Source organism: Pseudomonas sp. S30, from assembly GCF_016518545.1.
In the GTDB taxonomy this organism is placed as follows: Bacteria; Pseudomonadota; Gammaproteobacteria; order Pseudomonadales; family Pseudomonadaceae; genus Aquipseudomonas.
Genome location: NZ_JACVTO010000015.1, coordinates 64,434 through 90,219, shown reverse-complemented (window position 1 = coordinate 90,219; position 25,786 = coordinate 64,434). Strand labels below are relative to the sequence as shown.

Here is a 25,786-nt window from a genome sequence, read left to right as displayed (position 1 = left end):
CAGGAGCGCTGGTCGATGTGCGAACTGCTGGGCATGAGCGCCAACGTCCCCACCGATATCGTCTTCAGTTTCACCGGACTGATGCAGCGCGGCGGACGCACCGGCCCGCACCGCGATGGCTGGGGCATCGCCTTCTACGAAGGGCGCGGCTTGCGACTGTTCCAGGACCCGACCGCGAGCAGCGAATCGGAGGTGGCCAGCCTGGTGCAGCGCTACCCGATCAAGAGCGAAGTGGTCATCGGTCACATCCGCCAGGCCAACGTCGGCAAGGTCTGCCTGTCCAACACCCACCCGTTCGTCCGCGAGCTGTGGGGGCGCAACTGGTGCTTCGCGCACAACGGGCAACTGGCAGGGCTGGTCGGCGAGAAGACCTTCTACCGGCCAGTGGGCGATACCGACAGCGAGGCGGCCTTCTGCGATTTGCTCAACCGCGTGCGTGAAGCCTTTCCCGAGCCGGTCGAGGCCGAGACGCTACTGCCGGTGCTGGTGCAGGCCTGCGCCGACTATCGCGAGAAAGGCGTGTTCAACTGCCTGCTCAGCGACGGCGACTGGCTGTTCTGCTTCTGCTCCACCAAGCTGGTGCACATTACCCGGCGTGCGCCCTTCGGGGCGGCGCGTCTGAAGGACGTCGACCTGATCGTCGACTTCCAGTCGCAAACCACCCCCAATGACGTGGTCACGGTGATCGCCACCGAGGCCTTGACCGAAAACGAGACCTGGCTGCGTTATGCGCCCGGCCAGTGGGCCCTGTGGCGCCATGGCGAGTGCGTCGCCAGCGGCTGAGGAGCGAGCATGTTCAGAGGTTACCTGCGGTTGCTGCTGTTCACCGTCGGCCTGCTGGTGGGGGTCCAGGTGCCAGGGTTGGTCAAGGATTACGGCCAGCGAGTCGAGGCGCACCTGCTCGAATCGCGCGAGGCGTTGTCGGGCTTCCAGGAAACCGCCGAGCGCTTTTTCAACGGCGATCTCCAGGCCCTGCTGCGTCATTACCGCGGCAGTGACGATCCGGTGTTCGTCAGCGACGCTAACAGCATCGAAAGCCTGATGGTGCGCAATCAATTGCTGGAAAACGAGTGGCAGTCCCTTCAGGGCAGTTGGGCGGCGCGCACCTGGCATGTACTGGTCCAGGCCGATCCGGCGCTGCGCCAGGAAACGCTCAACGGCTACAGCTACCAGATCCTGCTGGTGCCCGAGGCGATCGGCTGGGGCCTGGGCTGTGGATTCCTGCTGGCCCTGCTGGTCGAGAGCCTGCTGCTCGGCCTCGGTTGGCTGGCACTGGGCGGGCGTCGCAGTGCGGTGAAGGAAAGCTGGCGCTAACTGGCGCCTGTGCCTGACCGATCATATCCACCAGACGAGGCCGCGATGCTCACTTCAACAGCTCCCTCGACAGCCCCTTCACCTCCCCGGCGCCTGCTGCTGAACTGCGACATGGGCGAAAGTTTCGGCAGTTGGCGCATGGGCCTGAATGCCGACGTCATGCCCTTCGTCGACTGCGCCAACATCGCCTGCGGCTTTCACGCGGGCGATCCCGGCATCATGCGCCGTACGGTGGCCCTTGCCTTGCAGCACGGCGTGACCATCGGTGCTCACCCGGCCTACCCGGACCTCAATGGCTTCGGGCGGCGCTCCATGGCGTGCAGCAGCGAGGAGATCCGCGACCTGCTGCATTATCAGATCGGAGCGCTGGAAGGTATCTGCAAGGTGCTGGGCGGGCGCGTGGCCTACGTCAAGCCCCATGGCGCGCTGTACAACGACATGATGACCAACCCAGGTCAGCTGCGCACGGTGCTCGAAGCGGTGGCCGCCTATGCGCCTGGCCTGCCGCTGATGCTCATGGCGACCGCCGACGACAGCGCGGCCCAGGCACTGGGCCAGGAGCTCGGCGTGCCTTTGTGGTTCGAGGCGTTCGCCGATCGCGCCTATACCGCGCAGGGGCACCTGGTGTCGCGGCGCCTGCCCGGCGCCGTGCACCACGACCCGGACATGGTGGTCGCGCAGGCGCTGCGCCTGGCACGTGGCGAGGCGCTGGTGGCCGACGACGGCAGCGCCTTGCGCCTGAACGCTTCGACCCTGTGCGTGCATGGCGACAACGACAGCTCGGTGGCTGCCGTGCGCCATATCCGCCAGGCGCTGGATGCCTTGCAGGCATGAGGCGCGAGCCATGAGGCCGCGGATCGAGGTGGTGGCCATCGACAGCTTCATGGTCCGGCTGTTCGACACCATCGATGAGCGCAACATGCCGTGGATCCTGGCCGTCAGCCAGCGGCTGCGGACGACGTTCGGCGATAGCCTGATCGATATCGTGCCGTCCTACACCACGGTGATGGTGCAGTCCGACCTGGCGCCGGAGCAGGCGCGGGCGCGTATCGCCGAGGCCTTGCAGGATGTGCAGCCGGATGCTGGCTACGATGGCCGTCGTCATGAGATCCCGGTGTGGTATCACCCCAGTGTCGGTCCGGAACTGCCCGTGCTGGCAGCGCGCGCCGGGTTGAGCCAGGAGGAGGTGATTGGCCTGCACGGCGAGCGCGACTACCCGGTGTTCGCCCTGGGCTTCGCTCCCGGTTTCGCGTTCATGGGACTGGTGGACGAGCGGCTGGCCACGCCGCGCCTGAGTACCCCGCGCAAGCGCGTGGCTGCGGGGAGTGTGGGGATCGCTGAGCGGCAGACGGCGGCCTACCCGGCGGTCTCGCCAGGCGGCTGGAACCTGATCGGGCGTACGCCGGTACGCCTGTTCGACCGCCAGGGCGATGGCTACAGCCTGTTGCAGCCGGGTGATCGGGTGCGCTTCGTGGCGATCTCGCACGCCGAGTTCGTCGCCCAGGGCGGTGACGACAGTCCTCAGGAGGCCTGGGCATGAAACAATTGACGATCGAGGCCAGCACGGCCCTGTGCCAGTTGCAGGACGCCGGGCGTATGGGCGTACGTCACCTGGGCGTCACACAAGGCGGCGCGCTGGACTGGGTGGCGATGAACTGGGCCAACTGGCTGCTGGGTAACGCACTGGACGCCCCGGTCGTCGAGGTGGCGCTGGGCGGGTTCACCCTCCTGGCCGAGCAGGACTGCGTGCTGGCATTGGCCGGGGCCGACCTGCAGGCCCGCATCGACGACCAGCCACTGGCACCCTGGCGCAGCGTGCTGTTGCGCCAGGGACAACGGCTGGCGTTGACACAGCCCCGGCAGGGTGCGCGCGCCTACCTGGCGGCGCCGGGTGGCTTCGAGGGCGAGGCGCTGTTGGGCAGTTGCTCGACCGTGGTCCGCGAACAGCTGGGCGGTGTGGATGGCAGCGGTGCGCCCTTGGGCAAAGGTCAGGCCTTGCGGGTGGGCGACGCTGCGCCGGCCCTGCGCGAAGTCCCCGAGGCGTTGAGGCCTATCTATTCCGACACCCCGGTGCTGGACCTGGTGATGGGCGCGCAGATCGCCGACTTCAGTGGTACCAGCCTGTTCGAGGCGTTCAACCGTGACTGGATACTGGACAGCCGTGCCGACCGCATGGGCTGCCGATTGCTGGGGCCAGCACTGGTGTATCAGGGGCGGCCGATGATTTCCGAAGGCATTTCACTGGGCGCCGTGCAGGTGCCCCCCGATGGCCAGCCGATCGTGCTGCTCAACGACCGCCAGACCATCGGCGGCTACCCGCGGTTAGGGGCGCTGACACCCTTGGCTCTGGCGCAACTGGCGCAGTGCCTGCCGGGCACTGCGATACGGTTGCGTGCGGTGGTGCAGACGTCGGCATGGCGCGAGCAGCAGGCCTACCTGCAACGCTGGCGGTGAGGCGGTCGCGCGGGAGTCCGATGCGGCGAACCCTGCGCTACTTCGACAGATAGCGCATGGCATCTTCCAACCCCTGCAATGTCAGCGGGTACATGTGGTCGTCGATCAGTTCACGCACCAACTGGGTCGAGCCGGTGTAGCGCCAGGTGTCCTGCGGGTACGGGTTGATCCACACGATCTTGCGGAATTTCTCCCTGAACCGCTGCATCCACACATACCCGGCTTCCTCGTTCCAGTGCTCGACGCTGCCGCCTGGTTGGGTGATTTCGTAGGGCGCCATGGCCGCGTCGCCGACGAACACCACCTTGTAGTCGTCGCCGTACTTGTGCAGCAGATCGAAGGTGGCGAAGCGCTCGGCGCTGCGGCGCTGATTGTTCTTCCACACCGACTCGTAGACGAAGTTGTGGAAGTAGTAGTACTCCAGGTGCTTGAACTCGGTCCGACAGGCCGAGAACAGTTCCTCGCAGACCTTGACGTGGGCATCCATGGAGCCGCCGATGTCGAACAGCAACAGCAGCTTGACGGTATTGCGCCGCTCCGGGCGCAGCTGGATGTTGAGCAGCCCGGCATCGCGAGCGGTATGGTCGATGGTGCCGTCGATGTCCAGTTCTTCGGCCGCGCCCTGGCGGGCGAACTTGCGCAGGCGGCGCAGGGCCAGCTTGATGTTGCGGGTACCCAGTTCCACCTGGTCGTCGAGGTTGCGGTACTCGCGCTGGTCCCACACCTTCACCGCCTTGCCCTGGCGCTCGCCGGCGTCGCCCACGCGGATGCCCTCGGGGTTGTAGCCGCCGGAGCCGAACGGGCTGGTGCCACCGGCGCCGATCCACTTGTTGCCGCCGGCGTGACGCTCCTTCTGCTCGGCCAGGCGCTGCTTGAACGCCTCGATCAGCTTGTCGAGGCCGCCCAGGGACTGGATCTGCGCGCGCTCCTGCGCGCTCAGCGAACGCTCGAATTCCTTGCGCAGCCAGTCTTCGGGAATCAGCGCCTCGAGGTGTCGGTCCAGGTGTTCCAATCCTTTGAAATAGGCCGAGAAGGCTCTGTCGAACTTGTCGAAGTGCCGCTCGTCCTTGACCAGGATCGCACGGGCCAGATAGTAGAATTCGTCCATGTCGGCGAACGTGACTCGCCGTTGCACGGCCTCCAGCAGGTCGAGCAGTTCGCGCACCGACACCGGCACCTTGGCCGCGCGCATCTCGTTGAACAGGTCGAGCAGCATGGCCAGGTCCTCAGCGGTTGCCGCGCCGGCTCATGAAGGCCAGGCGCTCGAGCAACTGCACGTCCTGCTCGTTCTTCACCAGGGCACCGGCCAGCGGCGGGATGGCCTTGGTCGGGTCGCGTTCGCGCAGCACGGCCTCGCTAATGTCATCGGCCATCAGCAGCTTGAGCCAGTCGACCAGTTCCGACGTGGAGGGCTTCTTCTTCAGCCCCGGCACCTTGCGTACGTCGAAAAACAGGTCCAGCGCCTCGCTGACCAGCGAGGCCTTGATGTTCGGGAAGTGCACGTCGACGATGCGTTGCAGGGTCTGACGATCAGGGAAGGCGATGTAGTGGAAGAAGCAGCGGCGCAGGAAGGCGTCGGGCAGTTCCTTCTCATTGTTGGAGGTGATGATGATGATCGGGCGATGTCTCGCCTTGATGGTCTCGTCCGTCTCGTAGACGTAGAACTCCATGCGGTCGAGTTCCTGCAGCAGGTCGTTGGGGAACTCGATGTCGGCCTTGTCGATTTCGTCGATCAGCAGGATCACCCGCTCCTGCGCCTCGAAGGCTTCCCAGAGCTTGCCTTTCTTCAGGTAGTTGCGCACGTCATGGACCTTGTCCACGCCCAGCTGCGAGTCCCGCAGACGGCTGACCGCGTCGTATTCGTAAAGGCCCTGGTGCGCCTTGGTGGTGGACTTGATATGCCAGGTGATCAGGCGTGCGCCGAAGGACTCGGCCAGTTGCTCGGCGAGCAGGGTCTTGCCGGTGCCCGGTTCACCCTTGACCAGCAGGGGGCGTTCGAGGGTAATGGCCGCGTTGACCGCCAGCTTGAGGTCATCGGTGGCGACGTAGTGGCGGGTACCTTCGAACTTCATGGATCGATTCCTCGGTGCAGTGGTGGCGCAGGACGGTGCGCGCAGATGTCCGCACCGTAACGCCAGCGGTAGGCTGGAAAAGCGATGGCCGACTATAACGCGGGGGCGGCGGGCGCAAATGCAGACCCGCCATTCAGTCCCTGAATGGTGCGTCAGTCCGGTTTCGGCGCGGGCTGCTCATAGCGCGCATTGAAGGCCTGGACGAAGCCGTTGCGCAGGATCTGCAGGAAGGCTTCGAACGCGCTGATGTCCTGCTGGTGGACGCTGCCGCTGAGCTCCACGCGGGTGGCGAACTGGTTCTTGGGCTGGTTCTTGAGCACCGTCTCGCTGGCGCCGACGACCGCTTCCCAGATGGAACGGAAGAAGCCCTTGTCCTTGTTCTGCACGTCCTGCTGCCAGTCGAACACATCGACATCGCGCAGCAGCGGCTTGATGTAACCGTTTAGCCGGCCTTTCTCGGCCTGTGCCTCGATCACCACATCGCCATGCCCGGCGTTGAAATCGAACTTGCCGTAGGCGCTGGCGAAATCGTTGAGGCGGCGCAGCTCGATGCCGGTGGCGCGCAGGCGGAATTCGAAGTCGTCGAAATCGCTGAAGGGGTCGAAGGTCGCACGGCTCTCCACCTTGGCGTCGCCAGCCACCAGTGCCTGGGCCTGGAAGCTGGCATCGCGCCGACCTGCTTCATCACGCACGTTGGTGAGGTTGCGAATGCTCGCCTGCAGCTGGGTGGCCTTGAGGTCGACGGGCGGCTTGGAGTTGAAGTTGCGGAAAGTGAGGGTGCCATCTTCGATGCGTACTTCGTTCAGGGTGATGGGCAGCAGCTTTTCCAGCTGTGCGCGCCAGTCGGTGCCCTGACCGGTCTGGGAATTCTGCTTGCTGCCACCGTCGACGAAATTCAGCTCGGGACGCACGAACGCCACTTCGGCGACCACGGCCTGGTCGTACCAGAGGGCGTGCCAGCTGACCGACAGGTCGATCAGGGGCGCCTCGAGCAGGGGCACCGGTACCTTGCCCGTGGTCTTGACGATCTTCAGGCCGTTGATCTGGTAGGCGCCGCGCCACCACGCCAGGTCCACATCGCTCACCTGGCCACGGTACTCGCCCATGTCGGCCAGCTTGTCGTTGAGGTAGTTGCGCACCAGGTAGGGCAGTGCGAAGTGCAGGGCCACCAGCAGTATCACGAGGCTGCCCAGGCCGATCAGCGGCCAGCGATAGCGAGCTTTCATCCCAGGCTCTCCAGGTCGGGTCGTGCGGTTGACCGTCTGCTGCCCGCCTTGGTTCGAACGGGCTTTACGCCCGGGCGGGGGCAGGCTTACCCTTGAACCCTTTGCGCCTATTCCACGATTCAAGGACCGCTGCCATGAGCCGTATCTACGCCGACAATGCCCATTCCATCGGCAACACGCCGCTGGTGCAGATCAATCGCCTCGCCCCGCGTGGGGTGACCATCCTGGCCAAGATCGAAGGGCGCAACCCCGGCTATTCGGTCAAATGCCGCATCGGTGCGAACATGATCTGGGATGCCGAAGGCAGCGGCAGGCTCAAGCCGGGCATGACCCTGGTCGAACCGACCTCGGGCAACACCGGCATCGGTCTGGCCTTCGTCGCAGCGGCCCGTGGCTACAAGCTGATCCTGACCATGCCGGCGTCGATGAGCCTGGAGCGGCGCAAGGTGCTCAAGGCACTGGGCGCCGAGCTGGTGCTGACCGAACCGGCCAAGGGCATGAAGGGGGCGATCGACAAAGCCGATGAAATCGTCGCTTCCGACCCGCAGCGGTATTTCCTGCCGGGCCAGTTCGAGAACCCGGCCAACCCGGCGATCCACGAAAAGACCACCGGCCCTGAAATCTGGAACGATACCGAAGGCGCCGTGGACGTGCTGGTGGCCGGCGTGGGCACCGGCGGCACCATCACCGGGGTGTCGCGCTACATCAAGCACACCCAGGGCAAGTCGATCCTGTCGGTGGCGGTGGAGCCTGTCGCCTCGCCGCTGATCAGCCAGACCCTGGCCGGCCAGGCGCTCACGCCCAGCCCGCACAAGATCCAGGGCATCGGCGCCGGTTTCGTGCCGAAGAACCTCGACCTGTCGATCGTCGACCAGGTCGAGCAGGTCACCGACGAAGAAGCCAAGGCCATGGCCATTCGCCTGATGCAGGAAGAGGGCATTCTGTGCGGCATCTCCTGTGGTGCCGCCATGGCCGCCGCAGTGAGGCTGGCGGAAAAGCCGGACATGCAGGGCAAGACCATCGTGGTGATTCTTCCCGACTCGGGCGAGCGCTACCTGTCGAGCATGCTGTTCAGCGACCTGTTCACCGAGCAGGAGCTTCAGGTATAGGCGCAGTGGCGAGCGTTGCGCCTGGGGCCTCAGGCTCCGGCGGCAGCGTGCCGCCCCGAGCTTGACCCAGATCAACGTACAGCTGGCCGGTTGGCGCTTGCAGCGGCCCGGGATGGGTTTATCATGGGCGGCTATTCGGGGACGGCTCGTATCCCCCCAAGGAGTGTTGCATGACCTTTTCCTTCCTCGCCAAGGCCGGTGTGCTGCTGGTGTTCTTCGGCAGCGTGCTGTTCGTGCACCTGCGTGGCAAGGCCCGCCTGCCGGTACTGCGCCAGTTCGTCAACCACTCGGCGCTGTTCGCCCCCTATAACAGCCTGATGTACCTTTTCTCCGGCGTGCCGTCCAAACCCTACCTGGATCGTCAGCGTTTTCCGGAACTCGATGTCCTGAAGAACAACTGGCAGGAAATCCGCGAAGAGGCCATGCGCCTGTTCGACGAGGGCTACATCCGCGCGGCCGAGAAGGACAACGACGCCGGATTCGGCTCGTTCTTCAAGAAAGGCTGGAAGCGCTTCTACCTCAAATGGTACGACAAGGCCCTGCCGTCGGCCGAAACCCTGTGCCCGCGCACCGTAGAGCTGGTCAACAGCATCCCCAACGTCAAGGGTGCGATGTTCGCGCTGCTGCCCGGCGGCAGCCACCTGAACCCGCACCGCGACCCGTTCGCCGGCTCGCTGCGCTATCACCTGGGCTTGTCCACGCCCAACTCCGACGACTGCCGGATCTACGTCGACGGTCAGGTCTATGCCTGGCGCGACGGCGAGGACGTGATGTTCGACGAGACCTATGTGCACTGGGTCAAGAACGAAACCCAGGAAACCCGGGTGATCCTGTTCTGCGACGTCGAGCGACCGCTGACCAGCCCGCTGATGACCCGCATCAATCGCAAGGTCAGCGCCTTCCTGGGGCGCGCCACTGCACCGCAGAACACCGACGACGAACGCGTCGGCGGCATCAACCAGGCCTACGCCTGGAGCAAGCGCTTCAGCAACCGCATCAGCACTCATGTGAAGCAGTTCAAACGCGCCAACCCCAAGGCCTACCGCATCCTGCGCCCGGTGCTGGCCGTACTGGTAGCGTACCTGCTGTACCGCTGGCTGTTCTGATCGGCCACGCCTGCATTGCTCGAGCCTGCAGCAGCGGTGCAGGCGCCTCTCTCAGCGGCGCGTCGGGCGCAGCACCAGCCACAGCGCCGCGCCGATCATCATCCCGCCATACAGGTGCGCCAGGGACAGTGGCTCATCGAGCAGCCACGCCCCCCACAGCACGCCGAACGCCGGAATCAGGAAGGTCACGGTGGTCGCCTTGACCGGACCGATCTCGTTCAGCAGGCGGAAGTACAGGATGTAGGCGAACGCCGTGCATACCAGTCCCAGCCCCAGCAAGGAGCCCCACACCGGCCACCCGCCCCAGCTCGCCGGTGGCTGGGTCAGCACGCTCCAGGCGAACAACGGCGTCAGCAGCAGGGTGGCGCCGAGCATGCTGCCCAGTGCCGACAGGCGGCTATCCAGGGTTCCTACCCAGCGTCGGGCGAGAAAGCCGGCGAAGCCGTAGCAGGTGGTAGCGGCCAGGCACGCCAGTGCGCCCTGCAGCAGGGCCAGGTCCAGCGCTACCGGGCCGGCCCCGCTGAGGACGGCGACGCCGAACAGACCCAGGAAGATGCCGCACAACTTGGGCAAGGTCAGGGCCTCGTGGAAGAACAGCGCCCCGATCAGCACGCCCATCAGCGGCGTGGTGGCGTTGAAGATGGCCGAGTAGCCGGCCGGCAGCACCTGGGCGGCCAGCGCGTAGAAGGTCGCCGGAATGCCCGAGTTGATCATGCCCAGCACCAGGCAGGCGCCCAGTTTGCCCTGGAAGTGCCAGCGCACCCGCGCGGCCGCGAGCATCCCGATCAGCCCGAGACAGGCGATCGATACGCGAAAGAAAGCCGTCGGCACGGCCCCCAGCTCGGGCGCGATGATGCGCATGAACAGGAAGCTGGCGCCCCAGACAGCAGCGAGGGTCAGCAGGCGGACGAGGGCGATGGGGCTCACGGGCATCTCCAGCGATAAGACAGGGGCGCGAGTGTACGTGAGCCGGGTAGGGGTTTCTTGTCGTTTCTTGCGTCGCGCGCCTCAGCCCTTGAGGCATTTGAGCTCGCTGAAGTCCTTGCGCACCTGGGCCAGCCGATCAAGCAACCGTTGCCGTTGCGCCGGGCTGCTCTGTTGCAGCAGATCCACCAACAGGCCGCGCGCCTGGCGCTCGGTATTCTCGAAGGCCACCCGGTAACTGGGCGACCACAGGCTCTGCTTGTCCTGAAGCAGCTGTGCCAGGCGTGGCTCGAACGCCGCTGTCTGCCGCTGGCTCATGGCCTGCAGCAGTTGCTGCTGCCAGGCCTGGCGGTTGGCGATCCATTCGCGATTCTGATCGCCCAGCGCCTGCGACCAGCTCGCCACCCGTTGCCGCTGGCTGTCGCTGAGCTCGCCCAGCCAGGGTTTCAGGCGTTTTTCCATGCGCGTCGCGCGTTCCTGGATCTGCCGGGGCAGGGGCGTGTCGACGTATTCTTTCTCGCGCTCGGCGATATCGTCGGCGAAGGCCCTGCGCATCTCGGCCACCTGGGCATCGCTCATGTCGCGCAGCAGTTCGGCGGCCGATGGCGTGATCGCTTCGGCTACCCGACCGATGGCGTCGCGCGCTTCGGCGGTGCGCTGTTGCAGGGCCTGGTCGGTGACCGCCTGCTCGGCGACCATGCGCTGTACCTTGTCGAGCCAGTCGAGGTAGCCCGGCAGTTGCGTCTTGCAGTGCCAGGTCAGGTGGTCGCGCAGCCGTTGGTCGAGCAATGCCTTCTGCTCGCGGTTCATGTCCAGGTAGTCGTTGAGCGACCAGGGCACCAGGCGGTCGAGGTTGCGATAGGCCAGGTCGATGCGCGTGCAGGCGCCCAGCGTCAGGGCAAGGCCGACGATGAGCAGCAGGGCGCGGGTCAGGGAGGCAGGCATGTGCGGATCCTTGCAGGTGACTGGCCTGGGGTAGACGCGGCGCGGTGCTGGACGGTTCCACCGGATCGGCAGCCCGCGCGCATCGGGTGTAGAATAGCGGCCTTGTCTGGAGGAACATCGGAAATGGCTCTGCTGGGGCGTTACAACAGTTTGCAAATCGTGAAACACGTGGAGTTCGGTCTTTACCTGGACGGCGGTGCCGACGGCGAAATCCTCCTGCCCAGGCGCTATTTCCCCAAGGGCGAGGAACTGGAGCTGGACGACTGGCTCAACGTGTTCATCTACCTGGACAGCGAAGACCAGCTGATCGCCACCACGGAAAAGCCCAAGGTGCAGGTCGGTGAGTTCGCCAGCCTGAAGGTCAAAGACATCAATGGCGCAGGTATCTTCCTCGACTGGGGGCTGTCCAAGGACCTGCTGATGCCCTACTCGGAAGAAGCGCAGCCGCTGAAGATCGGCGACTACTGCGTGGTCCACGCCTATCTGGACAAGCGCACCCGGCGCATCACCGCCACCTCTCGCCTGGATCGCTACCTGGACCGCTCACCGGCAGAGTACAAGGTCGGTCAACCAGTGGAGCTGCTGATAGCGGGCGAGACGCCGATGGGCTTCAAGGCGATCATCAACAATCGCCACTGGGGGCTGATCCACAAGAACGAGGTGTTCAAGTTCCTGCGCTCGGGCATGCACGAGCAGGGCTTCATCAAGGAAGTGCGTCACGACGGCAAGATCGCCTTGAGCCTGCAACCGGTCGGCGCGGCCCTGGCCGATGATCTGCCTGGGCAGATCCTCAAGCGCCTGGACGAGGCCGGTGGGGTGTTGCCGGTATGCGACAAGAGCGCGCCAGAGGTCATCGCCAAGCTGTTCAACGTCAGCAAGGGCAACTTCAAGAAAGCCATCGGCGGGCTGTTCAAGCAGGGACTGATCGTCATCCATGACGATCGCATCGAGCGGGTCTGATCAGGCCTGCACGAAAGGGCTGAAATCCAGCTGTTCGCCACCGGGGCGGGTATCGCGCAGCAGCGAGTCGCGGTCGGCGCTCAGCGCCAGGCTGATGGTGGAGCGGCGCTTGCCGGGGTTGCGCACTTCCATCTGCTCCTGGTGAGCACGCAGGAAATTCACTGGCACCTTCAAGTGTTGCAGTGCGTCGCTGTCGGGAGTGTGCAGCAACAGGTTGACCCAATCGGGCTGGCCTTTGCGCAGCAGTGCGACCGGCACTTCGAACCACCACAGGTTGCGTTTCTTGTCGAGGATGGCGAACAGGGTGTTGTCGCGGTCGAGCACCGGCCGGGCCAGCGCTTGATTGCGCCGGGCGATGGCGGTGGGTTTGTCGAGTTTCATGCAGGTTCCTGCGGGTTGACGCCAGAAAGGTCGACCATTGTGCCGGGGCCGGCCGGGGTGCGGCAAGGACCAGGCGCCGCGGCTGCGGTGGGTCGGGCGGCAATGCTTGCGACGAGTCATCGAAGCGCTGCCGCAGGGCCCGGGGCAGCGGGCTCGCTCGCGAACACCGGCAAGGCTCAGGAAAACGCCGTGGTCCCCGCTCCACGGCGTAGTGGCACCCTGATCACCGTGCCAGCGGCAGGCTCAATTCGGATGTGGCGCCATCGGCGGTGGTCACGGTCGCGGTGAAGCTGCCCAGTGCTGCACCGTCCTCCAGCGTCTTGTCGAATCGCGCCTGGCCTTGGTCGTCGCTGTTGACCACTACCGCTCCCAGATAATACTGCGCTTCGCGCGCATCCCGGGCGGTATTGCCGAACACCTCCACGCGCAGGCGGCTGGAGGCCGGCCCGCGGACCTCACCGTGCAGCACGTTGCCCTCGAGCTTCAGCAACCGCGGCGGCTGCTGGTTGTGGTTGGGCAGTGGCTGGCATGGCTGAGGCTGGCCCTGCCCGTCGCAGATGGTCGCCTGGTCCTGCTTGGCCAGCGTGGCGCCGACCCCGCGCGACCCGACATACAGCGCATGGGCCTGGGCCGGTACGCCAAAGATGATCGCCCCGGTGCGTTGATTCGGCACGCACGAACCACCGGCCTCGCAGCGGCGAATGTCCAGGCCGTTGCCCCAGATGCGGTTGGCGCTCAGGCGGGTCGCCGTCAGCTGGGGTTCCGGGCGCAGTGCCACACCGATACGGTTGCCCTGGATCGTGTTGGCGTCGAGCACGTTGCCGTCACCGGTGACGCTGATGCCGATGGAATTGCCGGTGAAGGTGTTGGCGCCCAGGTAATTGCGATGGCCCCAGTTGATCTGCACACCATCTGAATAATTCTCGAAGCGGTTGCGCACCACCGTGTTGTCGTTGCCCAGCAGGATCTCGATGCCCTGGGACGGTTCGGGATTGCGCTCGGTGGAGCGCAGCAGGTTGTCGGCCACCAGGTTGAAGGCCGCGCCCCGGGTCAGTTCCAGGCCATCGCCGTTGTCGATCAGCTGGTTGCGCAGCACCTTGTTGTTGATCGTGGTGGTGGCGGTGGGGTTGCCGGCACCGTCGTCACCGGTGAGCATGATGCCCGCACCGCCTTTGTTGGCGACGATGCGGTTGTCCTCGATGACGTTGCCGCTGGCGCGATTGAGCAGAATGCCGATGCAGAAGTTGCGCACCTCCAGGCCGCTGAGGTGCACGCCTTGGGTGTCACGCAGCACCAGGCCTGGATAGCTCGTGGTGCGCACGTTGGTGCCGAACTGGCCGGCGATGGCGCCGGGGCAACTGCGCACGCCCCGGTCGGGAATGTAGGCCGAACCGTCGATAGCGATGTACTGACCGTCGCGGGCCCACGACAGGCCGGTGATGCGCACCGGGCCCTTAATCTCTGGAAGCGCCCGCTGTGGGCGAATCACGTAAGGCGGCTGGCCGACCGCGGCGATGTCGATGTGGTAGCGACCGGGCGACGCGTTGCTGGTTTCCAGCGCCCAGCGCAGGGTGCCAGGTTGACCATCGTCGCTGTAGCGGTCGACCCGCAGGGTTTCGGGAGGGGTGGGGGCCGCCGCCAGGGCGGACAGCGGCAGCAGCAGGGCCGCCAGCAGGGTGATCGGACGCATGGGCAGTTCATTCCGCAAGCTGTTGTTTTTATGAGCGTTCGATTCTAGAGGCGACGACCGCCTGCCGGCAGGCCGACACGTTGATTCAGGGCGATATTCGCCCGTTGTTTGCGGACTGGTGCGTGCGGGTGAAAAAGTTTGAAACTCGCTGACAGGCCCAGGGGTCAACCCTTTGTCGGCACGGTTCACGTGTCTCTATCTGGAGATTCACCATGAGCGGCACTAAAGACAAAGCCAAAGGCCTGGCCAACGAAGCGGCTGGCAACATCAAGCAGGGCGTTGGCAAGGTCACCGGCAGCGACAAGCTCAAAGCCGAAGGCAAGGCCCAGGAACTCAAGGGCGAAGCGCAACAGAAGGTAGGCAAGGTCAAGGACAAGCTGGACAAGTGATCGTCTGGTGACACTCAAGGCCGCCAAGTGGATGGACGTGCAGGCTCATTCACAAGGCGGTCTTTTTCATGGAATCGTCGCATCTTCACCAGGTTTTTTCCTGAAGGAGGCGGGGAGCAGTACACCGGCCGCGTGGTCTATTAGACTTCACTGCATTGTTGCAACCACGATGATCGAGCGGCGAAAGGAGACGCTATGATTTTTCCCGCCCTGCAGGGTATGCCCCTGCACCGTGTGATGATACGCACCGTCCAGGAATTTCTTGACGACGAGATGTCCACCTACGCCTCGGCACTGGCCTACCAGATGCTGTTCTCGCTGTTCCCCTTCATTCTGTTTCTCATTGCGCTCATCGGTTTCCTGCATCTGCCCGACTTCTTCTCCTGGCTGCGCCTGCAATCGGAGCTGGTGCTGCCGCCCCAGGCGCTGGAGCAGGTCAACCCGGTGATCGACCAGTTGCAGCAGTCCAAGGGTGGGCTGCTTTCAGTGGGTATCGTGATTGCCCTGTGGACCGCCTCGGCCGGTGTGCGCCTGATGATGAGCGCCATGAACGCGGCTTACGACGTGCCCGAAGGACGTCCGGTATGGAAGCGCATCCCGCTGTCGATCTTCTACACCATCGGCATCGCGGCCATGCTGTTGATGGCAGCCGCGCTGATGGTGCTGGGCCCGCAGGTCATGGAATGGATCGCTGCGCACGTGGGGTTGGAAGAGTTCATCGTCACGCTGTGGACCGTGCTGCGCTGGCCAGTGATCATCCTGCTGATGATGGTGGCAGTGGCCTTGATGTATTACGTAATGCCGGACGTGCAGCAGAAGTTTCGCTTCATCACGCCAGGGTCGGTACTGGCGGTGGTGGTGTGGATCGCCGCGTCTCTGGGCTTTGCCTATTACGTTAAGACCTTCGCAGACTACAACGCGATGTACGGCAGCATCGGCGCGATCATCGTGCTGCTGCTGTATTTCTATATCTCCTCGGCCGTGCTGCTGCTGGGTGCCGAGATGAATGCGGTGATCGAGCACATGTCGGCCGAAGGCAAGGACCCAGGCGATAAAGAGTTCGACGAGGAGCAGCCCGAGCGCAAGGACACCATCAGTGTGCTGGGCCATCAGCAGCCCGCGCACGCTCCGCCCCATCCTCGCCAAGGGTAGACGTGGCACCTCGCCAGGCCCTTCAGCTTCGCACCAGCGCGCTCAGTGATTTGCTGCGCTGGTAGCGGGCCAGGCGCGAGGCCAGTTCGCTCGGCAGGTGTTCGGCAAGCACGAACCCCAGGCGCTCATAGAACCCCATCAGGCTCGGATCACAGAACAGCCAGGTAGGGCCGCTGCGCTGATGCAGTGCTGCCTCGACCAGGCCTGCGGCTATTCCCCGATTTCTATAGGGCGCTGCTACGAACAACCCGGTCAGCCATCGTCCCTGGTCGACCTCGGTCAGGTTGACTGCTGCGACGATGGTCGGCTGCCGGGCTACCCAGTGCTCGCCGTTCGCACAGGCGCGCATGCGCGAGCCATGCTGGCGGTAGAAGTGGTCGAGCAGGCGTCGTTCGCCAGTGTTCAACCGCAGATAATCAGGGGCATTCATGGCCCGCTTTTTCGCAGATTGTTACGGATAGAGCAAGGGTGTAACCCGGGCCAGCGTCTTCACACCGGCCAGAGGGTACGTAGAATGAACGTTACCCCGCCAGGTCCTTCGGCCTCGGGCTACGCTTCGTGTCACCTCGATGGTGGCAACTTCTCCCCGCCGCTCCCGGCGCCAGAAGTCGGTCAACTCGATTGTCTTCAAGGACTGCATCATGAAACCCCTACTGATCCTCGCCCTGGTCGGTATGTCTTCGCTCGCCCTCGCCGACGAAGCCGCCCCTGCCCAGGCGCCCGCCGCCACCCCATACACGTACTCGACGAACCTCGACATCAAGCGGGTCATCCATCTGTCGACCATTCCCAATGTCTGCGCGGTGGTCCCTGCCACCATGACCTACGAAGACCATCAAGGTCAGGTCCACACCATTGGCTATCGGGTCTTGGGCGAAGGCTGCCGACAGAACTAGGTCGAGCCTTCCTGCAGGAGCGCGCGGACGATCGCCAGCCCCTGCTTGAGTTGTGCGCGGCCGGCAGCGGCCGAGAGGCTGATGCGCACGGCGTGGATGTCGTCGCCTCCTACCGCGAATACGCTCGCCGGGACCACTTCCACCCCGCGCTGGCGCGCTGCGCTCGCCAACCCTTGCGCGCAGCCCGGCGTCGCGACCCAGATGTGCGGTGAGGGCGCGCCGATGGTCAGCAGCGCATCGCCCAGCAGCCGCCGAGCTAGAAGCCAGCGCTGTTCGATTTCCTCGCGCTGGCGACTCACTCGACGTGCGGCGGTGCCGTCGGCGATCCACTGGCAGGCGATGTGCAGGTTCAGCGGAGAAACGGGCCAGTGGGTGGCCTGGGTATGCGGATCGATGCGTTCGAGCAGCTGAGTCGATGCAGCGATCCAGCCTACTCGCAGCCCTGCCGCAACGGTCTTGGAAAGGCTGGTGATGAGGATGCCGTGGTCGTCGAGCAGCGGGTAGAGCGGTGCGCAGTCGCTGAGCGCGCCGTACACATCGTCTTCGATGACCAGCAGCTCATGCTGGCGAACCACGTCGGCAATGGCCTGGCGCCGGGCGTCGTCCATGCAGGCGCCGGTGGGGTTGTGCAAGGTCGGCGTGGTCACCAGCACCCGTGCGCCGCTGGCCCGCGCCACCCGATCCAGGGCCTCGGGCCTGAGGCCCTGGCCGTCCACCGCCACGCCCTGCACGGGCAGGCGCAACTGGCGACAGGCGGCCTTGATGCCCGGGGCGCTCAAGGCTTCGAGCATCACCGGCTCGCCCGGCTGGCAAAGGGACTGCAACACGCTCAGCAACCCCTGTTGGGCGGCGGCACACAACAGCAATTGATCGGCCTGCAGCTTCAGGCCCCGCCGGTTCAACCAGTGCGCGCCGTGTTGCCGGCCCAGTAGAAGCTGGTCGTGATCGAGGTAATGATCGAGCAGGTTGAAGTCATCGGCCTGCAGCAGGTGCTGCAAGCTGCGCTGCAGGTCCTCGGGCGCCAGGTCGGCGACCGGGACATTGGTCGACAGGTCGATGAGGGTGGCTGGCCGGGCGTGCTGCTTGAGGCGAAACAGCGTCGCCTCCTTGCTGCTGGCCAGCACGTAGGTGCCACGCCCGACTTCACCGGCGACCAGATGCCGGGCTGCCGCTTCGCGGTAGGCCTGCTGGGTGGTGCTGGGGTTCAGGCCGAGTTTCCACGCCAGGCGTCGCTGGGGCGGCAGCCGTTCGCCGACCTTCAGTTCACCGCATTCGATGGCGGCGGCGATGGCCTTCACCAGGGCCAGATAGCGTGGCTGATCGTCATCGGCCAGTCGAGGGAGCCACACGAGAATTGTCGCCCATGCAATATAGGGTTTGACCCATACAATGCATCGGCGAGAGCATGCAGGCAACCCGTCAGATCGAAGGATGCTCCCATGTTCGACCTCACCGCGCTGCGCGAAGCCGCCACGTTCGTCCACCAGCACCTGGCCCCGACCCCACAGCTGGCCTGGCCACTGCTGGCCGAGCGGACGGGCTGCCAAGTGTGGGTCAAGCACGAGAACCACGCGCCGACCGGTGCCTTCAAGGTGCGTGGCGGCCTGGTCTATGTGCGCTCGCTGCTGACCGCTGCCGAGCGGCCAACTGGCCTGGTCACCGCCACTCGTGGCAATCATGGCCAGAGCCTTGCCCTGGCATCGCGCCAGGCGGGCCTGCCCCTGGTGATCGTGGTGCCAGAGGGCAATTCCCGGGAGAAGAACGCGGCGATGCGGGCGCTGGGCGCCGAGCTGGTCGAGTTCGGTGCCGATTTCGATGTGGCGCGCGAGCAGGCGGCGCGGATCGCCCAAGCGCGTGGCTACCTGATGGTGCCGTCCTTTCACCCCGAGCTGGTGCGGGGTGTGGCCACCTACGCCCTGGAGCTGTTCGAGGCGGTGCATGACCTGGAGACGGTCTATGTGCCGATCGGCATGGGGTCGGGTATCTGCGGGCTGATTCAGGCGCGTAACCTGCTGGGGCTGCGCACCGAGATCGTCGGCGTGGTATCCACCGAGGCCGACGCCTACGCCCGCAGCTTCGAGTCCGGGCGCATCGTCACCACCGCCAGCGCCGAGACCTTCGCCGACGGCATGGCCTGCCGCATACCTCATCCCGAGGCGTTCGCCCTGGTGCGCGAACAGGCCGCACGTATCCTGCGGGTCAGCGATGAAGAGATCGCGCAGGCCATGCGGCTGTACCACGAGACCACGCACAACACCGCCGAAGGCGCCGGTGCCGCCGCCCTGGCCGGCCTGCTGCAGGAGCGCGAGCGCCAGACCGGGCGTCGCGTGGCCGTGGTGTTGAGCGGGGCGAACGTCGACCGTGCGCGCTACGCGCAGGTGCTGGCGGGCTGAGCGCGTGCCCGTCGGCCTGCGCAAGCCTCAGCTGGCGATGAAGTTCGGCGGCGACACCAGTTCGACCGTCTGCTGCTTGCGTGGGGCGAGAATCTCGGCTTCGCCGGCCACCACCAGCTCGTCGTTCTGGTTGTAGACATTGGTGGCGATGCGCACCTTGAATTTCGGCAGTTTCTCGAGGATCTCCAAGCGCACGGTGAGGGTGTCGCCGATCTTCACCGGTTTCTGGAAACTCATCTGCTGGCCCAGGTAGATGGTGCCAGGCCCTGGGAGCGTGCAGGCCACGGCGGCGCTGATCAGCGCGCCGCTGAACATGCCGTGGGCGATGCGCTCGCGGAACATGCTCTTGGCCGCGAACTCGGCGTCCAGATGCACCGGGTTATGGTCGCCGGACATGGCGGCGAACAGCTGGATGTCACGTTCTTCCACCGACTTTTCATAGCTGGCCTTCTGGCCGACTTCGAGGGATTCGTAGGGCGTGTTGCTGACCTGGGTCATCAGGGCTTCCTTGAAAGGGCGAGGCGTGCGGTCATTCGTCGGTCGGGCGGCCCAGGGCCAGGGTCCGTTCCAGCCAGGCGATGATGTCGCGGATGACCTCGTCGCGGTTGAGTTCGTTGAGCAATTCGTGCCGGGCATCCGGGTAGACGCGCAAGTGTACACGGCCATGGCCGGTCGCGCGCAGGGCCTGGGCAAGGTGGGTGAGACGTCCGCCGGCGCTCACCGGATCACATTCGCCGCCGATCACCAGCATCGGCAGGTTCGCATCGATGCGTGCCAGTTGCCCTGGCTGGCTGATCTGCACCAGTCCTAGCAGCAGGTCGAGCCACAGCTGGCTGCAGCAGCGAAAACCGCACAGGGGGTCGGCGACATAGGTATCCACCTCGCGCGGGTCGCGGCTGAGCCAGTCGAACGCTGTGCGAGTGGGCGCGAAGGCATTGTTGAAGGTGCCGAAGGACAGCCAGTCGATCAGTGCACTGCGCCCCTGCGGGCCTTGACGCCAGCTTTCCAGGCGAGCGATCAGCCGCGCTGCTCGATACACGCCGGGGCGGCGGCAGGTGGAGCCACTGAGCACCGCGCCCCGGACGTTGGCACTGTGGTGCAGCAGGTAGCCTTGGGCCAGGTAGCTACCCATGCTGTGGCCGAACAGCACCAGCGGCGTGCCGGGAAACTGCTCGCCCAGGTGCTGCGCCAGCCTTGCGAGTTCGTCGATCATCGTCCGCCAGCCTTCGCCTTCGGCCAGCAGGCCGAGCCGGTCCGCGCGCGCAGTGAGACCATGGCCGCGCAGGTCCGGGGCCACCACGCCCATGCCCGCCTCGGACAGCGCCTGGCCCAGCCGTTCGTAGCGTCCGCCATGCTCGGCCATGCCATGCACCAGCAGCACCAGGGCTCTGGGTGGCGCGGTCGGTAGCCAGCGATGCACATGCAGGCGGTGGGCGTGACTGCTGGTGAACCAGAACGGTTGCGCTGGCATGGCCTGTCCTTGAGGTGGCGGTCGAGTCGAGTGTATGCCCGGCGCGGGAAATTGCAGACAGGGCACAAATAAGATTCACGATGTTAATGGCAGCGCCGGGGGGCGATCGACCTGCTAACTTCGGGTGAATACCTGGTTGCCGCGGGCAATCGGGGCCTGCACCGTTCGGACCGAGGAACAATAATAAATGCGAGCCGACTTCTGGAACGACAAGCGCCCGCCGGGCGTTCCCAGCACCCTGGACCTGAGCGCCTACGCCTCGGTGGTCGACGTCTTCGAGCGCGCCTGCTCGCGCTTCGCCGACAGGCCCGCGTTCAGCAACCTCGGCGTCACGCTGACCTACGCCGACCTGGACCGCGAGTCTGCCGCCTTTGCCGCCTGGTTGCAGCGCCATACCTCGCTGCAACCGGGCGACCGCATCGCGGTACAGATGCCCAACGTGCTGCAATACCCCATTGCCGTATTCGGCGCCTTGCGTGCCGGGCTGGTGGTGGTCAACACCAACCCGCTGTACACCGAGCGCGAGATGCGCCACCAGTTCAGGGATTCCGGCGCCCGGGCGCTGGTATATATGAACCTGTTCGGCCAGCGGGTGCAGAAGGTACTGGCCGACACTGGCATCGAATACCTGATCGAAGCCCGCATGGGCGACCTGCTACCGGCGCTCAAGGGCTGGCTGGTCAATACCGTGGTCGACAAGCTCAAGAAAATGGTACCGGCCTATCGGCTGCCCCAGGCGGTGCCTTTCAGGCAGGCCCTGCGCCAAGGGCGTGAGCTGCACTACAGCAAGGTGCCGTGCACGCTCGAGGAGGTCGCCGTGCTGCAATACACCGGCGGCACCACGGGCCTGGCGAAGGGGGCGATGCTGACCCATCGCAATTTGGTCGCCAACATGCTGCAGGTGCTGGCCTGCTTCGCCCAGCAGGGTCCGGACGGCCAGCCGCTGATCAGGGAAGGGCAGGAGGTGATGATCGCGCCGCTGCCGCTGTATCACATCTATGCCTTCACCGCGAACTGCATGTGCATGACCGCCACCGGTAATCACAACGTGCTGATCACCAATCCCCGGGACATCCCGGCCTTCGTCAAAGAATTGGGCAAATGGCGCTTCTCGGCGCTGCTCGGGCTCAATACCTTGTTCGTCGCGCTCATGGACCACCCGGATTTCAAGGCGCTGGACTTCTCGGCGCTGAAGGTCACCAATTCCGGCGGCACGGCCTTGGTCACGGCCACTGCCGAGCGCTGGGAGACGCTGACCGGCTGTCGCATCGTCGAAGGCTACGGCCTCACCGAGACCTCGCCGGTGGCCAGCACCAACCCCTATGGCGCGCTGGCACGGCTCGGCACGGTGGGCATTCCGGTGGTGGGCACCGCGTTCAAGGTCATCGACGAGCAGGGCCAGGCGCTGCCGCTGGGCGAGCGTGGCGAACTGTGCATCCAGGGGCCGCAGGTGATGAAGGGCTATTGGCAGCAGCCCGAGGCCACTGCCGAGGCACTGGATGCCGACGGCTGGTTCAAGACCGGCGACATCGCGGTGATCGACGCCGACGGCTACACCCGAATCGTCGATCGCAAGAAGGACATGATCATCGTCTCGGGCTTCAACGTGTACCCGAACGAGATCGAAGACGTGGTCATGAGCCATCCACAGGTGGCCAGCTGTGCGGTGATCGGAGTACCGGACGAGCGCTCCGGGGAAGCGGTGAAGCTCTTCGTGGTCCCGCGCGCGGGGGGCGTGAGCGTCGAGGAGTTGAAAGCCTTCTGCAAGGCCAACTTCACCGGCTACAAGGTGCCCAAGCAGATCGTGCTGCGCGATTCGCTGCCCATGACGCCGGTCGGCAAGATCCTGCGGCGCGAGCTGCGTGACACGGCGTAAGTGCCGATGACCTCTGTGCCCACCTGCACATAGCGACTCGGCCGGCGCCGCTGGTCTGCGGCGCCATCCGGCGCGTGGCGCCCGACTCGCAAGATCGGGTGGAATGGAACTGCAGCAAGCCCGGCGTTAGGCAGGTGCATTCATTAAGTGACCAAAAGTGTTTGTTTAGTCAATTTTATGACTGATCGGGCTGCTGCGGGCCTAGGCGACTTCTGGCAAAGCTGATACTCTCGGCGCGCTTCGGATGATGCGGTTTGCATTGAGCCCTCATCCCATATCAATAATAAGCGCATCGACGCACAGAGCATTCGCTGTTGCTAAAGGAGTGGGGTTCCATGATCGAACATTTCTGGAAGGATAAGTATCCAGCCGGTATCACGGCAGAGATCGATCCCGATGAATTTCCCAACATCCAGGCCGTACTCAAGCAATCCTGCCAGCGCTTTGCCGACAAACCGGCGTTCAGCAACCTCGGCAAGACCTTGACCTACGGTGAGCTCTACACGCTGTCCGGCGCCTTCGCCGCCTGGCTGCAGCAGCACACCGACCTCAAGCCCGGCGACCGTATCGCCGTGCAACTGCCCAACGTCCTGCAGTACCCGGTCGCGGTGTTCGGTGCCATGCGTGCCGGCCTGATCGTGGTCAACACCAACCCGCTGTACACCGCCCGCGAGCTGGAGCACCAGTTCAGCGACTCCGGCGCCAAGGCCGTGGTGTGCCTGGCGAACATGGCCCATCTGGTGGAGAAGGTCCTGCCCAAGACCCAGGTGCGCCATGTCATCGTCACCGAGGTGGCCGACCTGCTGCCGCCGCTCAAGCGCCTGCTGATCAACAGCGTCATCAAGTACGTGAAGAAGATGGTACCGGCCTTCCACCTGCCGCAGGCCGTGCGCTTCAACGATGCGCTGGACAAGGGCAGGGGCCTGCCGGTCAGCGAGGCGAGCCCACAGCCCAACGATGTGGCGGTGCTGCAATACACCGGCGGCACCACGGGTGTGGCCAAGGGCGCCATGCTGACCCACCGCAACCTGGTGGCCAACATGCTGCAATGCCGGGAACTGATGGGCTCGAACCTGCAGGAAGGCTCGGAAATCATCATCACGCCGCTGCCGCTGTACCACATCTATGCCTTCACCTTCCACTGCATGGCGATGATGCTGATCGGCAACCATAACGTGCTGATCAGCAATCCACGCGACCTGCCGGCGATGGTCAAGGAACTGGGCAAATGGAAGTTCAGCGGCTTCGTCGGCCTCAATACGCTGTTCGTGGCCCTGTGCAACAACGACGGCTTCCGCCGCCTGGACTTCTCGGCGCTCAAGGTCACCTTGTCCGGTGGCATGGCGCTGCAACTGAGCGTGGCCGAGCGCTGGAAAGCGGTGACCGGCTGCGCCATCTGCGAAGGCTACGGCATGACCGAGACCAGCCCGGTGGCGGCGGTCAATCCGTCCGAAGCCAACCAGATCGGCACCATCGGCATTCCAGTGCCGTCCACCTTGTGCAAGGTGATCGACGACAGCGGTCAGGAACTGCCCCTGGGCGAGGTCGGCGAGCTGTGCATCAAAGGCCCGCAGGTGATGAAGGGCTACTGGCAACGCGAGGAGGCCACGGCCGAGATACTCGACAGCGACGGTTGGCTGAAGACGGGTGACATCGCCGTCATCCAGCCCGATGGCTACATGCGGATCGTCGATCGCAAGAAGGACATGATCCTGGTCTCGGGTTTCAATGTGTACCCCAACGAGCTCGAGGATGTGCTGGTGACCCTGCCAGGCGTGCTGCAATGCGCGGCCATCGGGGTGCCGGACGAGAAATCCGGGGAAGTGATCAAGGTGTTCATCGTCGCCAAGCCGGGCGTGACCCTGACCAAGGAGCAGGTGATGACGCACATGCGTGCCAACGTCACCGGCTACAAGGTGCCCAAGGCCATCGAGTTCCGCGACACGCTGCCGACCACCAACGTCGGCAAGATACTGCGCCGGGAGCTGCGCGATGAAGAGCTGAAGAAGCTGGGGTTGAAGAAGAGCGCTTGATCGACGCCGTCCCCTTCGTGGTTGAATCCGCGCCTGCCCAGAGGCTGGCCAGCGCGGATTCAGCCGCGAAGGGGCTGGCGTTCAGCGCAGCTTTTCCAGCATCTGGTAGTACCACATGCCTATTGACAGCAGCGGGTTGCCCAGCAGATCGCCAAGGGGCACCTTGATGTGCTGGCACTGCGCGAAGGTGTCGAACTGCTCCAGCGTGCCGGTCAGCGCCTCGGCCAGGATCTCTCCCATGATGTGGCTGGTGGCGATGCCGTGTCCCGAATAGCCCTGGCAATACCAGACATTGTCCGAGAGCTTGCCCAGTTGCGGGATGCGATTGACCACGATGCCCATCGCGCAGCTCCACTGGAATTCGATGGGCACGCCCTTGAGCGCCGGGAAGGTCCGTTCGATGCAGGGGCGAAGCTCAGCGGCGATGTCGCGCGAATCGCGGCCTGAATAGTTCGCTCCGCCGCCGAACAGCAAGCGCTTGTCGGCGGTGAGGCGATAGTAGTCCAGCACGAAGCGGCAGTCGTACACCGCCAGGTCCTGGGGGTTGATGCGCTCGGCCAGCTCGCCCAGCGGCGCGGTGGTGACGATGCCGCCCATCGCCGGGAAGATCTTGCCCTTGAGCTGGCGTGGCTCGAGCTTGTGGTACACGTCGCCGGCCAGCAGCACCTGCTGCGCCTCGATCTGGCCCTGAGCAGTGACCACGGCGGGGCGCGCGCCATGGACGATGTCCAGCACTTCGGAGTGCTCGTAGATCAGCGCCCCGAGCCCGTGAGCGGCGCGGGCTTCGCCCAGGCACAGGTTGAGCGGGTGCAAGTGCAGGTTGCGGGTGTTCTTCAGCGCACCCAGATACAGCGGGCTCTGCAGGTGCGCCTCGACGCCGTGGCGGTCGAGCAGTTGCACCTGATCGCCCATGCCCCGGCGTTGCGCCTCGGCTTCGAAGGCCCTCAGTTCCTCGAGGTGCGAGGGCTTCATGGCGGCGTGCAGGTGGCCGCGCTTGAGGTCGCACTGGATGCCGTAGCGCGCCACGCGTTGCTCGATGATCTGGTGCCCACGCCAGCGCAGGTGCCAGATGAAGTCATCCACATCGGCGCCCAGCCGCGCGCGCATCTGCCTGCGCATGGCCTCGTCGCCTGACAGGCTGCCGGTGACCTGGCCCCCGTTGCGCCCGCTGGCGCCCCAGCCGATGCGGTGGGTTTCGACGAGGGCCACCTTCAGGCCGCGTTCGGCCAGTTCCACCGCCGTCGCCACGCCCGTAAAGCCGCCGCCGATGATGGCGACGTCCACGTCGACCCGGCCCTGCAGGCGCGGATAGTCGTGGGCGTCGTTGAGGGTGGCGGTGTAGTAGGACGGCGCACGCGCGCTGGCGCCTGAATCGATCGTTGCATTCATATGAAA

At 65.0% G+C, this 25,786-nt stretch carries 26 protein-coding genes; 14 read left to right on the top strand and 12 right to left on the bottom strand.

Annotated features, from left to right (window positions below):
- Positions 1 to 15 precede the first annotated feature (15 nt).
- Genes IAE34_RS17095 through IAE34_RS17075 form a run of 5 tightly spaced genes read left to right on the top strand, consistent with a single transcriptional unit; the run spans position 16 to position 3,768 of the window.
- The gene (locus IAE34_RS17095; protein ID WP_200140145.1) at positions 16 to 783 is read left to right on the top strand and encodes a class II glutamine amidotransferase; all 768 of its coding nucleotides are present in this window, start codon (positions 16 to 18) and stop codon (positions 781 to 783) included.
- A 9-nt stretch (positions 784 to 792) separates the two neighbouring features.
- Positions 793 to 1,314: a DUF2937 family protein gene (locus IAE34_RS17090; protein WP_200140144.1), complete on the top strand. Its 522-nt coding sequence runs from the start codon at positions 793 to 795 to the stop codon at positions 1,312 to 1,314.
- A gap of 45 nt (positions 1,315 to 1,359) precedes the next feature.
- Positions 1,360 to 2,148, top strand: a complete 789-nt coding sequence (locus IAE34_RS17085; protein WP_200140143.1) for a 5-oxoprolinase subunit PxpA — start codon at positions 1,360 to 1,362, stop codon at positions 2,146 to 2,148.
- Positions 2,149 to 2,158: 10 nt separating this feature from the next.
- Positions 2,159 to 2,854 carry a 5-oxoprolinase subunit PxpB gene (pxpB, locus tag IAE34_RS17080; RefSeq protein ID WP_200140142.1) on the top strand — a complete coding sequence of 232 codons (696 nt, stop codon included), beginning with the start codon at positions 2,159 to 2,161 and terminating at the stop codon, positions 2,852 to 2,854.
- On the top strand, positions 2,851 to 3,768 hold the full coding sequence (locus IAE34_RS17075) for a biotin-dependent carboxyltransferase family protein (RefSeq protein ID WP_200140141.1): 918 nt from the start codon (positions 2,851 to 2,853) through the stop codon (positions 3,766 to 3,768). Before pxpB ends, IAE34_RS17075 begins: the two co-directional genes overlap by 4 nt.
- 37 nt (positions 3,769 to 3,805) lie before the next feature.
- On the opposite strand, the gene IAE34_RS17070 is transcribed toward IAE34_RS17075, so the two are convergent.
- From IAE34_RS17070 to IAE34_RS17060, 3 genes are all read right to left on the bottom strand, one after another.
- Positions 3,806 to 4,984, bottom strand: a complete 1,179-nt coding sequence (locus IAE34_RS17070) for a vWA domain-containing protein (protein WP_200140140.1) — start codon at positions 4,982 to 4,984, stop codon at positions 3,806 to 3,808.
- A 10-nt stretch (positions 4,985 to 4,994) separates the two neighbouring features.
- On the bottom strand, positions 4,995 to 5,840 hold the full coding sequence (locus IAE34_RS17065; RefSeq protein WP_200140139.1) for an AAA family ATPase: 846 nt from the start codon (positions 5,838 to 5,840) through the stop codon (positions 4,995 to 4,997).
- Between the two features lie 152 nt (positions 5,841 to 5,992).
- On the bottom strand, positions 5,993 to 7,066 hold the full coding sequence (locus IAE34_RS17060) for a DUF748 domain-containing protein (protein WP_200140138.1): 1,074 nt from the start codon (positions 7,064 to 7,066) through the stop codon (positions 5,993 to 5,995).
- A 134-nt stretch (positions 7,067 to 7,200) separates the two neighbouring features.
- On the opposite strand from IAE34_RS17060, the gene cysK reads away from it, so the two are divergent.
- Positions 7,201 to 8,175, top strand: a complete 975-nt coding sequence (gene cysK, locus IAE34_RS17055) for a cysteine synthase A (RefSeq protein ID WP_200140137.1) — start codon at positions 7,201 to 7,203, stop codon at positions 8,173 to 8,175.
- A gap of 170 nt (positions 8,176 to 8,345) precedes the next feature.
- Positions 8,346 to 9,281 (top strand): aspartyl/asparaginyl beta-hydroxylase domain-containing protein, encoded by a 936-nt coding sequence (locus IAE34_RS17050; RefSeq protein ID WP_200140136.1) that lies wholly within the window; start codon positions 8,346 to 8,348, stop codon positions 9,279 to 9,281.
- Positions 9,282 to 9,332: 51 nt separating this feature from the next.
- Here IAE34_RS17050 and IAE34_RS17045 read toward each other — a convergent pair whose 3' ends face one another.
- Complete coding sequence (locus tag IAE34_RS17045; protein WP_200140135.1) at positions 9,333 to 10,208, bottom strand: DMT family transporter; 876 nt, start codon at positions 10,206 to 10,208, stop codon at positions 9,333 to 9,335.
- 81 nt (positions 10,209 to 10,289) lie between these two features.
- Complete coding sequence (locus IAE34_RS17040) at positions 10,290 to 11,150, bottom strand: DUF6279 family lipoprotein (RefSeq protein ID WP_200140134.1); 861 nt, start codon at positions 11,148 to 11,150, stop codon at positions 10,290 to 10,292.
- A gap of 123 nt (positions 11,151 to 11,273) precedes the next feature.
- Here IAE34_RS17040 and IAE34_RS17035 point away from each other — a divergent pair, with 123 nt between their 5' ends.
- Positions 11,274 to 12,110: a CvfB family protein gene (locus tag IAE34_RS17035; RefSeq protein WP_200140133.1), complete on the top strand. Its 837-nt coding sequence runs from the start codon at positions 11,274 to 11,276 to the stop codon at positions 12,108 to 12,110.
- Here IAE34_RS17035 and IAE34_RS17030 read toward each other — a convergent pair whose 3' ends face one another.
- Together IAE34_RS17030 and IAE34_RS17025 are read right to left on the bottom strand one after the other, a co-directional pair.
- On the bottom strand, positions 12,111 to 12,491 hold the full coding sequence (locus IAE34_RS17030; RefSeq protein WP_200140132.1) for a hypothetical protein: 381 nt from the start codon (positions 12,489 to 12,491) through the stop codon (positions 12,111 to 12,113).
- A gap of 223 nt (positions 12,492 to 12,714) precedes the next feature.
- Positions 12,715 to 14,181, bottom strand: a complete 1,467-nt coding sequence (locus IAE34_RS17025) for a NosD domain-containing protein (protein WP_200140131.1) — start codon at positions 14,179 to 14,181, stop codon at positions 12,715 to 12,717.
- Between the two features lie 212 nt (positions 14,182 to 14,393).
- On the opposite strand from IAE34_RS17025, the gene IAE34_RS17020 reads away from it, so the two are divergent.
- Positions 14,394 to 14,570, top strand: a complete 177-nt coding sequence (locus IAE34_RS17020) for a CsbD family protein (protein ID WP_200140130.1) — start codon at positions 14,394 to 14,396, stop codon at positions 14,568 to 14,570.
- 195 nt (positions 14,571 to 14,765) lie between these two features.
- Positions 14,766 to 15,722 carry a YihY/virulence factor BrkB family protein gene (locus IAE34_RS17015; RefSeq protein ID WP_200140129.1) on the top strand — a complete coding sequence of 319 codons (957 nt, stop codon included), beginning with the start codon at positions 14,766 to 14,768 and terminating at the stop codon, positions 15,720 to 15,722.
- A gap of 22 nt (positions 15,723 to 15,744) precedes the next feature.
- On the opposite strand, the gene IAE34_RS17010 is transcribed toward IAE34_RS17015, so the two are convergent.
- Positions 15,745 to 16,152, bottom strand: coding sequence for a GNAT family N-acetyltransferase (locus tag IAE34_RS17010; RefSeq protein WP_200140128.1), 408 nt, complete (start codon positions 16,150 to 16,152; stop codon positions 15,745 to 15,747).
- 211 nt (positions 16,153 to 16,363) lie between these two features.
- On the opposite strand from IAE34_RS17010, the gene IAE34_RS17005 reads away from it, so the two are divergent.
- Complete coding sequence (locus IAE34_RS17005; protein WP_200140127.1) at positions 16,364 to 16,618, top strand: DUF2790 domain-containing protein; 255 nt, start codon at positions 16,364 to 16,366, stop codon at positions 16,616 to 16,618.
- On the opposite strand, the gene IAE34_RS17000 is transcribed toward IAE34_RS17005, so the two are convergent.
- Positions 16,615 to 17,967, bottom strand: a complete 1,353-nt coding sequence (locus IAE34_RS17000) for an aminotransferase-like domain-containing protein (protein ID WP_200140126.1) — start codon at positions 17,965 to 17,967, stop codon at positions 16,615 to 16,617. The genes IAE34_RS17005 and IAE34_RS17000 overlap by 4 nt on opposite strands.
- Before the next feature lie 90 nt (positions 17,968 to 18,057).
- Here IAE34_RS17000 and IAE34_RS16995 point away from each other — a divergent pair, with 90 nt between their 5' ends.
- Positions 18,058 to 19,011, top strand: coding sequence for a threonine dehydratase (locus IAE34_RS16995; protein ID WP_200140125.1), 954 nt, complete (start codon positions 18,058 to 18,060; stop codon positions 19,009 to 19,011).
- A gap of 27 nt (positions 19,012 to 19,038) precedes the next feature.
- Here the strand turns inward: IAE34_RS16995 and IAE34_RS16990 are convergent, their stop codons facing one another.
- A complete protein-coding gene (locus tag IAE34_RS16990) occupies positions 19,039 to 19,509 on the bottom strand; it encodes a MaoC family dehydratase (RefSeq protein WP_200140124.1) in 471 nt (156 codons plus the stop codon).
- Positions 19,510 to 19,540: 31 nt separating this feature from the next.
- Positions 19,541 to 20,482, bottom strand: a complete 942-nt coding sequence (locus IAE34_RS16985; protein WP_200140123.1) for an alpha/beta fold hydrolase — start codon at positions 20,480 to 20,482, stop codon at positions 19,541 to 19,543.
- Between the two features lie 187 nt (positions 20,483 to 20,669).
- Between IAE34_RS16985 and fadD2 the strand changes: the two genes are divergently transcribed.
- Together fadD2 and fadD1 are read left to right on the top strand one after the other, a co-directional pair.
- The gene (gene fadD2, locus IAE34_RS16980; RefSeq protein WP_200140122.1) at positions 20,670 to 22,358 is read left to right on the top strand and encodes a long-chain-fatty-acid--CoA ligase FadD2; all 1,689 of its coding nucleotides are present in this window, start codon (positions 20,670 to 20,672) and stop codon (positions 22,356 to 22,358) included.
- Positions 22,359 to 22,693: 335 nt separating this feature from the next.
- The gene (gene fadD1, locus IAE34_RS16975) at positions 22,694 to 24,391 is read left to right on the top strand and encodes a long-chain-fatty-acid--CoA ligase FadD1 (RefSeq protein WP_200140121.1); all 1,698 of its coding nucleotides are present in this window, start codon (positions 22,694 to 22,696) and stop codon (positions 24,389 to 24,391) included.
- An 81-nt stretch (positions 24,392 to 24,472) separates the two neighbouring features.
- Here the strand turns inward: fadD1 and IAE34_RS16970 are convergent, their stop codons facing one another.
- The gene (locus tag IAE34_RS16970) at positions 24,473 to 25,780 is read right to left on the bottom strand and encodes an NAD(P)/FAD-dependent oxidoreductase (RefSeq protein ID WP_200140120.1); all 1,308 of its coding nucleotides are present in this window, start codon (positions 25,778 to 25,780) and stop codon (positions 24,473 to 24,475) included.
- Between the last annotated feature and the right edge of the window lie 6 nt (positions 25,781 to 25,786).